This is a genomic window from Streptomyces novaecaesareae (assembly GCF_000716875.1).
Lineage (GTDB): Bacteria > Actinomycetota > Actinomycetes > Streptomycetales > Streptomycetaceae > Kitasatospora > Kitasatospora novaecaesareae.
The window spans coordinates 1-12,891 of the sequence record NZ_JNWQ01000130.1; the positions used below are offsets into that span (position 1 = coordinate 1).

Genomic DNA, 12,891 nt, shown 5'->3' on the forward strand with positions numbered 1-12,891 from the left:
TCCTCGCCGACGGCCGCATCGTCGACGAACTCCACACCCCCACCGCCGACACCGTCCTGGACCGCATGCGCCGCTTCGACGCCAAGGGCCGCACCAGCTAGAGCCACATCCAGCCAGGGGGCGACAGCCCGCAGCCCGCCCACCGACCCTTCCCAGGACACCCCATGTATCGCACCGCACTGCGCAACGTGCTGGCCCACAAGGGCCGACTGCTGATGACGGCGCTCGCCGTCATGCTCGGCACCGCCTTCGTGGCGGGCACCATGGTCTTCTCCGACACCTTCGGCAAGGCCATGCGGGACAGCAACTCCAAGAGCTACTCGGACGTCTCGGTCCAGGTGGTGGACCGCGCGGCCGGCTCCGGCGCCAGCGCCAGGCAGAAGAGCGAGAGCGGCTCCGCCGCGCTCACCGACGCCACCGTCCAGCAGCTGGCCGCCCTGCCGGGCACCGCCACCGCGCGCGGCGTGGTCAGCGGCTTCACCGGCGTCGCCGACCGCAAGGGCAACCTGATCGGCCAGTTCTGGGCCGCCAAGGGCGCCAACTTCGCGCCGGGCCAGGACGGCAGGGACCCGCGCTACCCGATGGCCGAGGGCCAGGGCCCGAAGGACGGCAAGCAGATCGCCCTCGACCGCAGGACCGCCGACAAGGCGGGCTACCAGGTCGGCGACACCGTGCGGGTCGCCGCCAACGGCCCGGTGGTCGAGGCGAAGCTCACCGGCATCTTCACCACCGACGACCCGGTGGTGAACACCGGCGGCACGCTCACCCTGTTCGACCGGGCCACCGCCCAGCAGTTGCTCCTGGAGCCCGGCCGCTACAGCAGCGTCGTGCTCACCGCCAAGCCCGGCTCCTCCGAGGACGCGCTGCTCGCCCAGGTCCAGCCCAAGGTGCCGTCCGGCCACCAGTTCGACGTCGAGACCGGCGCCAAGCTGAAGGCGGACGAGCAGGCGATGATCACCAGGGGCACCGACAGCATGCGCACCATGCTGCTGGTCTTCGCCTTCATCTCGCTCTTCGTCGGCATCTTCATCATCGCCAACACCTTCACCATGCTGGTCGCCCAGCGCACCAAGGAGCTGGCCCTGCTGCGCGCCATCGGCGCCAGCCGCAAGCAGGTCACCCGCTCGGTACTGGTCGAGGCCCTGCTGATCGGCACCGTCTCGGCGGTGGCGGGCCTGGCCGCCGGTGTCGGGATCGGCGCCGGGATGCAGTCCCTGATCGGCAGCCTGAACGAGAACCTGCCGAGCGGTTCGCTGGTGATCAAGCCGCTGACGGTCGCGGTGACCCTGGTGGTCGGCGTCGTGGTGACGGTGCTGTCGGCCCTGCTGCCGGCGCTGCGCGCGGCCCGGATCGCCCCGGTGGCCGCGATGAGCAGCGGCGACCAGCCCAGCTCCCAGAAGAGCCTGGTGGTCCGCAACACGATCGGCTCGCTGCTCGCCGCCGGCGGGCTGGCCCTGATCGGCTTCGGCGCCTCCACCGGCGACACCAGCGGCCGGATGCCGGTCGGCCTGGGCGCCTTCCTGGCCCTGATCGGCGTGTTCGTCCTGCTGCCGCTGCTCTCCCGTCCGGTGGTCGCGCTGGTCGGCCCGCTGCTGCGCGGTCTCGGCGGCACCCCGGGCAAGCTCGCCCAGCAGAACGCGGTGCGCAACCCGCGCCGGACGGCGGCCACCGCCGCCGCGCTCACCATCGGCCTGACCCTGGTCACCGGCCTCACCGTGATCGGCGCCTCGGTGAGCGACGTGGTCGACCGGGCCGTCACCAGCTCGATGAAGGCCGACTACATCGTCTCGGCCGCCAACAGCATGAACCTCTCCGACCAGGTGCCGGCGCAGATCGCCAAGGCCCCCGGCGTGGCGGCCTCCTCGCCGATGACCGCCGCCTACTGGGAGCTCGACGGCACCACCAAGTCGATCACCGGCCTGGACGCGGCGAGCTTCGAGCAGCTCGTCGACATCAAGCTGACCAGCGGCTCCGCGGCCGCGCTCGGCCAGGGCCAGCTGCTGGTGGACGAGGACGTCGCCAAGAAGTTCAACGTCACCGCCGGCTCGACGATGACGGTCTCCTACCCGGACGACTCCACGGGCCGGCTCACCGTCGGCGGCGTCTACAGGACGGGCGGCATGCTCGGCCCGGTCCTCCTCGCCAACACCGAGATCGCCAAGCACGAGCCGAAGCCGTACATCGCCGACGTCCTGGTCAAGGGCAAGGACGGTGCCACCGACGCGCTCAAGCAGTCGCTCAAGGACGCCACCGGCGCCAACCCGGTGATCGAGGTGAAGTCCAGGCAGGACGTCCGCGACGACTTCAGCCAGACCATCACCTTCGCGCTGAACCTGATGTACGGCCTGCTGGGCATGGCGGTCCTGATCGCGATCCTCGGGGTGATCAACACGCTGGCGATGTCGGTCTTCGAGCGCAAGCGCGAGATCGGGATGCTGCGGGCGATCGGCCTGGACCGCCGGGGCGTCAAGCGGATGGTCCGTCTGGAGTCCGTGGTGATCTCGCTGTTCGGCGCCGGCATCGGCCTGCTGCTCGGCTGCTTCATCGCCTGGGCGATCAACGGCACCCTGAAGTCCAGCCTGGCCGGTCTGACCACCGTGCTGCCGTACGGCCAGCTGGCACTGTTCCTGGCCCTGGCCGGGGTGGTCGGCCTGGTGGCGGCGATCTGGCCGGCCCGCCGGGCGTCCAAGCTGGACATCCTGTCGAGCATCAAGACCGACTGAGTCCCGGACACAGCGAGAGCCCCTGCCGGAGGGTTTCGGCAGGGGCTCTTCTACTGCTGTACTCCGCCCGGTCGCACGGCCGGCTGAGCACCACGGAGGTCGTGGTCCGGCAACGCTGCCGGGCGGAGGGCCTCCGACTCATACCCCGGTGCTCCCACACCGGGGTCTCAGTCGCTTACTTGCTGGCGAGTTCCTTGTCGGCGGCCGGCTTGGCGGCCTCGACGGGCTTGGTGGGCGGGGTGACCTCCTGGATCGGCAGCTGCGGCCGCTCCATCTGCGAAAGGCCGACCATCTCGCGCTTGAGGAACATCGCGAGCGTCCAGTCGGTGAAGACGCGGACCTTGCGGTTGAAGGTCGGGACCATCGCGCCGTGGTACAGGCGGTGGAACCACCAGGCCGGACGGCCCTTCAGCTTGTACTTGCCGAAGAGGATCGCGACGCCCTTGTGCAGGCCGAGACCGGCAACCGCACCGAGGTTCTTGTGCTTGTACTCCTTCTGCGGGAAGCCCCGCATGCCGGAGATCACGTTGTCACCGAGGACGACGGCCTGACGGCAGGCGTGCTGCGCGTTCGGCGGGCACCAGGCGCCCTCGCCGGCGGCAAGGTCCGGGACCTGGGCGTTGTCGCCGGCGGCCCAGACGTAGTCAAGGCCCTGGACCTGGAGAGTCGGCGCGGTGTCGACGTGGCCGCGCGGGCCCAGCGGCAGGCCGAACTCGGACAGCACCGGGTTCGGCTTCACGCCGGCCGTCCACACGATGGTGGAGGCGTCCATCTCCATGCCGTTCTTCAGCATGACGTGGCCGTCGACGCAGGAGTCCATCGAGGTCTCGATGTAGACCTCGATGTTGCGCTCCTCGAGCTTCTCCTTGGTCCACAGACCGAGGTCCGGGCCCATCTCGGGGAGGATGCGGTTGGCCGCCTCGACCACGACGAAGCGCATGTCGTCGCGGCTGACGGTCTTGTACAGCTTGGCCGCGTCGCGGGCCATGTCCTCGATCTCGGCGATCGTCTCGATGCCGGCGAAGCCACCGCCGATGACGACGAAGGTCAGGGCCTTGCGGCGGACCTCCTCGTCCGAGGTGGACTCGGCCTTGTCGAGCTGGGCCATGACGTGGTTGCGGAGGCCGATGGCCTCCTCGACCGTCTTCATGCCGATGCCGTTCTCCGCCAGACCCGGGATCGGGAAGGTGCGGGAGACCGAGCCGGTCGCGACGACCAGGTACTCGAAGGGCAGCTCGTAGCTGTCGCCGGCCGCGGGCTGGATGGTGGCGACCTTGCGGGCGTGGTCGATGCCGGTGACGGACCCGGTCAGCACCTCCGCCTGCTTGAGGGCGCTGCGCAGCGGCGCGACGAGGTTGCGGGGCGCGACGTTGCCGCCGGCCGCCTCGGGGAGGAAGGGCAGGTACGTCATGTACGACCGCGGGTCCACGACCGTGACGGTCGCTTCGCCGTAGCGCATCTTCTTGAGGATGCGCATCGCGGCATACAGGCCGACGTAACCACCGCCGACAATGAGGATGCGAGGACGCTCCGTGGTGCTCATATCGGAAAGTATCCAGCACCGTCCGGAGCAGCCTTCGTGAGCCCGGTCACAAGCTCATGGACACCCCGTGCTACACTGCGCGGCCACAAAATCGGCCCCGGGGTGGGTGCTCACACCCCCGCACGGCCCCTCGTGAACGTGCGCCGGAGCACCACCCCGCTGAGCAGCAACGATCCGCACAGGGCCCGGGTTCCCGCATGTGATTTTGATTTTCAAACCCCAGGCGAGCCCTGACCTGCGATCCAATGGGCCTCTCGACCGAGGGGCCTTCGGTCCCACAATTCGGACGTAGCGGGCGAGCCGGTGCGACGAATGACCGGATTGCCATGTGAAGAAATTCACGAACTTTTCCGCACGGGCCCGGGCGCGCCCCGGCCCCGGCTCCCCCGAAGGGGCGCCGGGGCCGGTCGGGTAAGCCCTGCGGAGCCTCAGGGGGCAATACCCCAGGCGATCCCGTCCAGGATGTCGTGCTCGCTCACGACCACCTCGGCGGCACCGGTCCGCTCCATGATCTCCAGCAGCTCCAGCGCGCCGGCCGCGATCACGTCCACCCGGCCCGGGTGCATCGACGGGATCGCCGCGCGCTCGGCGTGGGTCGCGGCCAGCAGCTCGCGGGCGATGTCGGCGACCTGCTCCCGGCTGACCCGCGAGTGGTGGATCGCCGCCGAGTCGTACTCCGACAGGCCCTGGGCGATCGCGGACACCGTGGTGACCGTCCCGGCCAGGCCCACCAGGGTGGCCGCGCCGGTCAGCGGGACGACCTCCTCGGCCTTGTCCAGCTCGGCCCGCACGTGCGCCCGCGCCTCGGCGATCTGCTCCGCGGACGGCAGCTCGGCGCCGCCGAAGTGCCGCTCGGTCAGCCGCACGCAGCCGATGTCCACCGAGCGCGCCGCCTGCACGTCCTCCGTCCCGAGCACGAACTCGGTCGAGCCGCCGCCGAGGTCGAACACCAGGTACGGGGCCGGGAACAGGCCGCCGGTCAGCTCCTTGGTGGCGCCCAGGAAGGACAGTCGCGCCTCCTCCTCGCCGCTCACCACCTCGGGCTCGACGCCCAGGACGTCGCGCACGCCCTTGACGTACTCGTCGCTGTTCTCGGCGTCCCGGGAGGCACTGGTGGCGACGAAGCGGACCCGCTCGGGGCCGACGCCGAAGCCGGAGATGACCTCCTGGTACTCCCGGCAGGCCGCGAAGGTGCGGGCCAGCGCGTCCGGGTGCAGCCGGCCGGTCTGGTCCACGCCCTGGCCCAGCCGGTTGACGATCATCCGGCGGTCGAGGTCGGTGATCTCCCCGGTCTCCGGGTCCAGGTCGGCGACCAGCAGCCGGATCGAGTTGGTGCCGCAGTCGATCGCGGCGACGCGGGTCATGGTCACGGCGACTCCTGCTGCCCGTCGGCGTCCTGCGCCGGCTCCTCCTCCGCCGCCCGCTTCTTGGCGGCGCGCTCGGCGGCCTTCTGCTGCTTGGCGGCGATCACGGCCTCGTGGTCCTGGTCCTTGGCACGGTTGCGGGCCACCCGCTCACCGGCGGCCTGGACCTCGGCCGGGGAGACGCACGGGCCCTTGGCCCACCAGTCCTCCAGCATGCCGATCGCCTCGTCGCCGAGCGGGTTGACGCCCTCGCCGGCCGCCAGCGAGTGGCCGACCAGCACGTGCAGGCACTTCACCCGGTCCGGCATGCCGCCGGCACTCGGGAAGCCCTCCAGCACCTCGATCGCGTCGCGCCGGGCGATGTAGTCCTCGTGCGCCTTCTGGTAGGCGGCGGCCAGCTCCGGGTCCTCGGCGAGCCGGGCGCTCTGCTCCTTCATCACGCCGTCCGCCTCCAGGGTGCCGATCAGCGAGGCGGCCTTGGGGCAGGTCAGGTAGTACAGCGTCGGGAACGGCGTGCCGTCCGGCAGCCGGGGGGCCGTCTCCACGACGTCGGGGTTGCCGCAGGGGCAGCGGTGCGCCACGCCGCGCAGGCCGCGCGGCACCCGGCCGAGCTGGGCGGCGATGGCCGCGACGTCGGCGTCGGAGACGGCGGGGTGGTTCTCAGTGGTCATGGGGGGAGGTGTCTCCAACGGAGGACGGTGGGAGCGGACGTGGGGTGGCGGGGGCGGCCGCGACGGTGTCGGCGGCGTCCACCGAGTCCCAGATGCTGGCGTACCAGGGCGGGGCGGCCTTCGCCTGGGCGGCGGCCGTACCGCCGGGCGGGGCGGCGCCGGCCGCGGACGAGGAGGGCCGGGCGGAGGCCTGGCCGGCCGGGTCCACGGCGATGTACGGGGTCTCCCCCGGCACCGCGTAGTGCAGCCGGGCGCGTGCCTGCGCCTTGACGTACTCCGGGTCCTGCCAGCGGGCCTTGTCCCGGCGCAGTTGTTCGACCTGCTGGCGCGCGTGGTCGGCCTTCGCCCGCTGGGCGGAGATCTCGGCGCGCTGGGAGATGAACTGCCGCGTCGGGTAGGCGAGGATCGCCACCAGCGAGCAGAGCACCAGGACGAGGACGGTCGCCCGGCTCGTGAACCGAGGCCGGGCCGCCAAGCCCGGGATCCTCCAGCCTGCCATCTCCGGTGTCCCCTCCTGGTCGCGACGGTGCCCCGCCGTCCACCCTACGGGGTGAACGGCGGGGCACCGGTCAGGCGTGCGCTACCGGGGCTGCTCGGCCCCGGTGCTTGCCGCGCTGGTTATTCCGCGGAGCGGAAGCGCGGGAAGGCGCCGCGGCCGGCGTACTCGGCGGCGTCGTCGAGGATCTCCTCGATGCGCAGCAGCTGGTTGTACTTGGCGACGCGCTCGGAGCGGGCCGGGGCACCGGTCTTGATCTGGCCGCAGTTGGTGGCGACGGCCAGGTCGGCGATGGTGACGTCCTCGGTCTCGCCGGAGCGGTGCGACATCATGCAGCGGTAGCCGTTGCGCTGGGCCAGCTCGACGGCGTCCAGGGTCTCGGTCAGCGAGCCGATCTGGTTCACCTTCACCAGCAGCGCGTTGGCGGTGCCGGTCTCGATGCCCTTGGCCAGGCGCTGCGGGTTGGTGACGAACAGGTCGTCGCCGACCAGCTGGACCTTGTCGCCCAGCTTGACGGTCATGGCCTTCCAGCCGTCCCAGTCCGACTCGTCCAGCGGGTCCTCGATGGAGACCAGCGGGTAGGCGGCGACCAGCTCGGCGTAGTACTCGATGAGCTGGTCGGCGGTCAGCGCCTTGCCCTCGAACTGGTAGGCGCCGTCCTCGTAGAACTCGGAGGCGGCGACGTCCAGGGCCAGCGCGATGTCGCGGCCGGGCACGTAGCCGGCCTTCTGGATGGCCTCGGTGATCAGGTCCAGGGCCTCGCGGTTGCTGTCCAGGTTCGGCGCGAAGCCGCCCTCGTCGCCGAGGCCGGTGGACAGGCCGCGCTCCTTCAGCACGCCCTTGAGGGTGTGGTAGACCTCGACGCCCCAGCGGACGGCCTCGGAGAAGGACTCCGCGCCGATCGGGGCGATCATGAACTCCTGGATGTCGACGTTGGAGTCCGCGTGCGAGCCGCCGTTGAGGATGTTCATCATCGGCACCGGCAGGACGTGCGCGTTCGGGCCGCCCAGGTAGCGGAACAGCGGCAGGTCGCTGGCCTCGGAGGCGGCGTGCGCGACGGCCAGCGAGACGCCCAGGATGGCGTTGGCGCCGAGCGAGGACTTGTCCGGGGTGGCGTCCAGGTCGAGCATGGCCTGGTCGATCAGGCGCTGCTCGGTGGCGTCGTAGCCGACCAGCTCCGGGCCGATCTGCTCGATGACGGCCAGGACGGCCTTCTCGACGCCCTTGCCGAAGTAGCGGTTCTTGTCACCGTCGCGCAGCTCCAGCGCCTCGAAGGCACCGGTGGAGGCACCCGACGGGACAGCGGCACGACCCGTGCTGCCGTCGTCGAGGCCGACCTCGACCTCGACCGTGGGGTTGCCGCGCGAGTCGAGGATCTCACGGGCTACGACGACATCGATGGACGGCACGAGGCATCTCCTTGCGGAAGCAGGTCCGGCTGACGCTGGTGCTGTCGGCGGGACGATTGCGGAGTCGTTACGGACCAGAGCCTAGCCGCCCGGGCTCCCGGGGCCACGTCGGCCTCGGTCCCGTCTCAGCGTGTGGCCCCACTACCCACCGGTAGTTCACCTGCTTGTCCCAGCTTGTCCTACTGGAGCGGACGAACGCGGACGAAGGGGACCGGTCGTACCGGCCCCCTCCGCGCGTCGCGCCGGGAACGGCCCGGGGCGGGCCGGGCGAGCGGGCTCAGCCGAGGTGCAGCACCTGGCCGGGCAGGATCAGGTCCGGGTCGCCGCCGACGGTGGCGTGGTTCTGCTCGTACAGCGCGTGCCAGCCGCCGGACACGCCCTGGGCGGCGGCGATGGTCGACAGCGTGTCGCCGGAGCGGACGGTGTAGTCGTGGCCGGACGCCGGGGCGGCCTGCGGGGCCTGCTGCGGCGCGGCGTGCTTCGGGGCGTACTGCTGCACCGACTGCTCGACGGGCTTCTCGGCCTGCTTGGGAGCGGCGTGCTTCGGGGCGTACTGCTGCACCGGCTGCTGGGCGGCCGGCTTCTCGGCCGGCTTGGCGGCGGGCTTCTGGGCCTGCTGCTTGGGCGTCTGCTGCTTGGGGGCGGACTGCGGCGTGGCGTCCGAGAAGGTGTCGACGGCGGCCGGGGCACCGCCCTTGCTCAGACCGGCCTTCTGCGAGCAGACCGGCCAGGCGCCCGGGCCCTGCGAGGCGAGGACCTTCTCGGCGACCGCGATCTGCTGCCCCTTGCTGGCCTGGTTGGCCTGCGGCGCGTACGCGGTGCCGCCGTACGCCTTCCAGGTGCTGGAGGTGAACTGCAGACCGCCGTAGAAGCCGTTGCCGGTGTTGATGCTCCAGTTGCCGCCGCTCTCGCACTGGGCGACGGAGTCCCAGCTGGAGGCCGGGGCCGCGGAGGCGCCGGTGGCGGTGAGGAGCGGCAGCGCGAGTCCGACGCCGGCCACACCGGCGACGGCGATGGCCTTCTCGGCCTGGGTGCGACGACGGTGGCGGCCAGTTCCAACGAACAGCATGAAGAGGTCCCTCTCCGCACGCCTGCGAGGTGAGCTGTCGGGTTCGGACCGGGAGGTGGCCCGGCCGCCGTATGCGGAAACGATTCCGCTCGGGCGGCTTCACCCCAAGCCGTGGGAGGACGGCAACAAACCTGGTTCCCCCGCCCCTGCCCAGGGTTCTGGTCGGTTTCCCGTGATGCGGCGGGCAGGATTCGGCGTTCCGCGCACGAGGTCCGCAGCTGCGAACTCCAGGGAGAGTAGACAGATCCTCAGACCGATCACAAGCTCATATCACCGATATCACACAGAAATTACGGCGCGTGTCCGATCGCCTACCAACGGCGTCACTATGTCCGGTTTGATGGGTGTTCATACCGCCGTAAAGAGCCCGTGAGCGACACCCCGTCAGCGCGTCGAAGCCTCCGCAGGCGCGTGCGGGGACCGGCTCTCCGGACTGAATTCGACCGGAAGTTCCCGCAGTCCACGCATGATCAGGCCACCCCGCCAGCGCAGATTCTCCGGGCTTTCCGCGAGCCGCAGATCGGGCAGTCGGGAAAGCAGCGTGGCCAGCGCGGCACGCCCCTCCAGGCGGGCCAGCGGGGCGCCGATGCAGTAGTGGATGCCGTGCCCGAACCCCAGATGGGGATTGTCCGTTCGGGCCAGGTCAAGGGTGTTCTCGTCCGCGAACCGGGCCGGATCGCGGTCCGCCGCCGCCAACACCACCAGCACCGGATCGCCCACCGGGATGTCCACCCCGCCGATGGTCAACGGCCGGGTCGCGAACCGCCAGGTCGCCAGCTCCACCGGCCCGTCGTAGCGCAGGAGTTCCTCGATCCCCGTCTCCAGCAGCGCGGTCTCGCCGCGCGCCACCGACTCCTGCAGCAGCCGGCGCTGCTCCGGATTGCGCAGCAACGCGTACGTCCCGTTGCCGATCAGGTTCACCGTCGTCTCGAAGCCCGCGAACAGGAGGATGAAGGCCATCGCCGCGGCCTCGTTCTCCGTCAGGTGCTCGCCGTGGTCACTCGCCCGGATCAGGCCCGAGATCAGATCGTCCCCGAGGTCCGCGCGCTTGCGGTGGATCAGCTCCAGCAGGTACGCCCGCATCCGCTTCACCGCCCGCCCCACACCGCCGCGTTGGCTGCCGCCGTGGCCCGGCTTTGTGTGTCGCAGCATCATCCCGGCCCAGTCGCGGAAGTCGTCCTGGTCCTCCGCCGGCACTCCCAGCATGTCGCAGATCGCGTAGATGGGGAGCGGGAACGCGAACTCGTGGATCAGGTCCGCCGAACCGCGCTGCGCGAAGCCGTCGATCAGCCGGTCCGTGAGCTGCTGCACCCGCGGCTCGAACTCGGCCACCCGGCGCGGAGTGAACGCCTTCGACACCAGCCGACGCAGCCGGGTGTGGTCCGGCGGGTCGATGTTCAACAGGTGCGTCATCAGATCCGCCTGCCGCTCCCCCGGGATGCCCACCCGGCCGGTGCGGTGCGCCTGCTCGCTGTGGTGCGCCGGATTCTTCGACAGCCGGCCGTCCGCGAGCGCCTGCCGGGCGTCCGCGTACCTGGTCACCAGCCAGGCCTCGACCCCGCTCGGCAGCGTGGTCCGGTGCACCGGGGCGTGCTCGCGCAGCCAGGCGTAGGCGGGGTACGGATCGGCGGCGAACTCCCAGGTGAACAGCTGCGGGGCGGAGGCGTCGAGCGGAGCGGCGGCGGGCCGGGCGGAGTCGGGCTGAGCTGGCATGGGTCGACCGTATCCGGTGCGTTCCCGGCCGGCCGGGCGCGCCCTTGCGACGGCGGCGCGCGACCGGCGCGCCAACGCTCCGTGGACGACCCGTGGCCGGTTTACGAACGGTCCGTGGACAGCTCTTGGACAGCTCTTGGCCGGGTGCCGGGCGTGAGCCTGGTCACCTGAGGGGTAATCCCTGTTGCGGAGGATCAGGACCTGCCTACGATCCTCCGCAGTATTCGTGGGCGCCGGTGCGGTGTCGCCCACAGGGAGGAGCAGACCATGCGGGTCAGCGGGTCAGTCGTCGTCATCGCGGTACTCGACGGCGGGTCGGGCGCCGACCTCGCCCGCCGGTTCTCCGCGGCCGACCCCGCCGGAATGCTGATCGCCGACCAGCACGTCGGCATCGCCGAGGACCTCGCCGCCGAACTCGACCGGCCGGGCTGCCCCGTCGTGGGCGTCTCCGGCGACATCCGCCGCCCCAGCGACGTCGCCGCCCTCGTCGACACCGCGGAGAAGCACCTCGGACCGATCGACCTGTTCGCCGTCGCCGGCCCGGACGGCGAACGCATCATCTCCCTCGCCGACCTGCCCGCCCACCTCGACCTGGAGCGCCTCGCCGAACTCGTCGTCCTCGTCGGCGAGGCCATCGGGGAACTCGTCCCGCCACAGCGTCGCCCGGCCGAGAACACCGCCACGGCGGCGTGAACCGGCCCGCTCCGGAGTACGGCCCTCGGCCGGCCCGAGGGCCTGTTCCGGCTTGAGCGCCTACTCCGGCTTGAAGGCCTACTCCGGCTCGATGCCCTCGGCCGGCTTGAGGCCCTCGGCCGCGCGCACCGCGTCCCGGTAGCCGCGCGCGGCCGACCGCAGCGCGGCGTCCACGTCCACCCCGGCGTCGTGCGCCCGCTGCGCCACCGCCAGCAGCAGCCGGCCCGCCGACGCCGCGGTCAGCTCCGCCGGCAGCGCGTACGGCTCGTCCGGCACCTGCGTGAAGCCCGCCCGACGCACCCTCGACACCAGCTTCGCCGCGTACGCCAGCGAGGGCAGCCCGGCCGGCACGCCGTCCAGCACCGACTCCCGGTCCGCCTTCTCCGCGGCCTTGAGCTGCTCCCAGTTCGCCTCCACCTCGGCGGCGCCCTCGGCCTCGACGTCCCCGAACACGTGCGGGTGCCGGTACATCAGCTTCTCGACGATGTCACCGGCCACGTCGTCCACCGTGAACGGCTCCGTCGGGTGCTCCTCGGCGATCCGGGAGTGGAAGAACACCTGGAGCAGCACGTCGCCCAACTCCTCGCGCAGCGTCCCCCGGTCACCCTCCTCGATCGCCTCGACCAGCTCGTACGCCTCCTCGACCAGGTACTTCACCAGGCTCTCGTGCGTCTGCTCGGCGTCCCAGGGGCAACCGCCCGGCGAGCGGAGCCGGTCCATCACCGTCACCAGGTCCAGCAGCCGCGCCCCCGGCAGGTCGTACGAGCCCGGCAGCACCTCGATCTCCGGCACCTCACCGGCCCGCTCCACCGCCAGCCGCGCCAACGCGTCCGTCAGCCCCGGATCCCCGTCCGGGCTGCCCAGCCACACCGTCGGCCCGGCCCCGGCCGGCTGCTCGGTCAGCAGCCGCGCCAACGCGGGCGCCGACCCGGCCGCCACCACCTCCACCGCCACCCCGGCCTGCCGCACCGCCGGCACCTGCGGATGCCCCTCGTCCCCCACCAACACCCGCCCGGCCGACCGCAACGCCTCCCACGCCGGCCACGCGAGCAGCCCGGGAGCCACCCGGTGGGTGGTGGTCAGCAGGATCAACTTGGCACCCGGCACATTCGTCATCACACCCCGAACCTACTCTCCCGCCCCACCCCCTGTCTCTTATACACATCTCCGAGCCCACGAGACAGGCAGAAATCTCGTATGCCGTCTTCTG

At 71.4% G+C, this 12,891-nt stretch carries 9 protein-coding genes, 2 pseudogenes and 1 riboswitch; of the genes and pseudogenes, 3 read left to right on the top strand and 8 right to left on the bottom strand.

What is annotated here, in order from left to right; genetic code table 11:
- Positions 1-101 (top strand): annotated as a pseudogene (locus OP86_RS35355) (ABC transporter ATP-binding protein); the annotation flags it as partial.
- Positions 102-164: 63 nt separating this feature from the next.
- Positions 165-2,723, top strand: a complete 2,559-nt coding sequence (locus OP86_RS30840) for an ABC transporter permease (RefSeq protein ID WP_030059430.1) — start codon at positions 165-167, stop codon at positions 2,721-2,723.
- Between the two features lie 175 nt (positions 2,724-2,898).
- Here the strand turns inward: OP86_RS30840 and OP86_RS30845 are convergent, their stop codons facing one another.
- The 7 genes and pseudogenes from OP86_RS30845 to OP86_RS30875 all read right to left on the bottom strand — a co-directional run bounded on the left by OP86_RS30845 (position 2,899) and on the right by OP86_RS30875 (position 10,988).
- Positions 2,899-4,266 carry an NAD(P)/FAD-dependent oxidoreductase gene (locus OP86_RS30845; protein WP_030059431.1) on the bottom strand — a complete coding sequence of 456 codons (1,368 nt, stop codon included), beginning with the start codon at positions 4,264-4,266 and terminating at the stop codon, positions 2,899-2,901.
- 428 nt (positions 4,267-4,694) lie between these two features.
- Entirely contained in the window at positions 4,695-5,630 is a 936-nt protein-coding gene (locus OP86_RS30850; RefSeq protein WP_030059432.1) for a Ppx/GppA phosphatase family protein, read from the bottom strand.
- A 155-nt stretch (positions 5,631-5,785) separates the two neighbouring features.
- Positions 5,786-6,319, bottom strand: a pseudogene (locus OP86_RS30855) (DUF501 domain-containing protein); the annotation flags it as partial.
- Positions 6,291-6,776, bottom strand: a complete 486-nt coding sequence (locus OP86_RS30860) for an FtsB family cell division protein (protein WP_051831061.1) — start codon at positions 6,774-6,776, stop codon at positions 6,291-6,293. The gene OP86_RS30860 and the pseudogene OP86_RS30855, both read right to left, overlap by 29 nt.
- Before the next feature lie 143 nt (positions 6,777-6,919).
- Positions 6,920-8,206: a phosphopyruvate hydratase gene (eno, locus tag OP86_RS30865; RefSeq protein WP_030059435.1), complete on the bottom strand. Its 1,287-nt coding sequence runs from the start codon at positions 8,204-8,206 to the stop codon at positions 6,920-6,922.
- 277 nt (positions 8,207-8,483) lie between these two features.
- The gene (locus OP86_RS30870) at positions 8,484-9,275 is read right to left on the bottom strand and encodes a LysM peptidoglycan-binding domain-containing protein (protein WP_030059436.1); all 792 of its coding nucleotides are present in this window, start codon (positions 9,273-9,275) and stop codon (positions 8,484-8,486) included.
- A 5-nt stretch (positions 9,276-9,280) separates the two neighbouring features.
- A riboswitch (cyclic di-AMP (ydaO/yuaA leader) is annotated at positions 9,281-9,449 on the bottom strand.
- Between the two features lie 210 nt (positions 9,450-9,659).
- Complete coding sequence (locus OP86_RS30875; RefSeq protein WP_033334129.1) at positions 9,660-10,988, bottom strand: cytochrome P450 family protein; 1,329 nt, start codon at positions 10,986-10,988, stop codon at positions 9,660-9,662.
- 267 nt (positions 10,989-11,255) lie between these two features.
- Here OP86_RS30875 and OP86_RS30880 point away from each other — a divergent pair, with 267 nt between their 5' ends.
- A complete protein-coding gene (locus tag OP86_RS30880; RefSeq protein WP_030059438.1) occupies positions 11,256-11,681 on the top strand; it encodes an SDR family NAD(P)-dependent oxidoreductase in 426 nt (141 codons plus the stop codon).
- A gap of 78 nt (positions 11,682-11,759) precedes the next feature.
- Here the strand turns inward: OP86_RS30880 and OP86_RS30885 are convergent, their stop codons facing one another.
- A complete protein-coding gene (locus OP86_RS30885; RefSeq protein ID WP_030261035.1) occupies positions 11,760-12,797 on the bottom strand; it encodes a nucleoside triphosphate pyrophosphohydrolase in 1,038 nt (345 codons plus the stop codon).
- Positions 12,798-12,891: the final 94 nt, after the last annotated feature.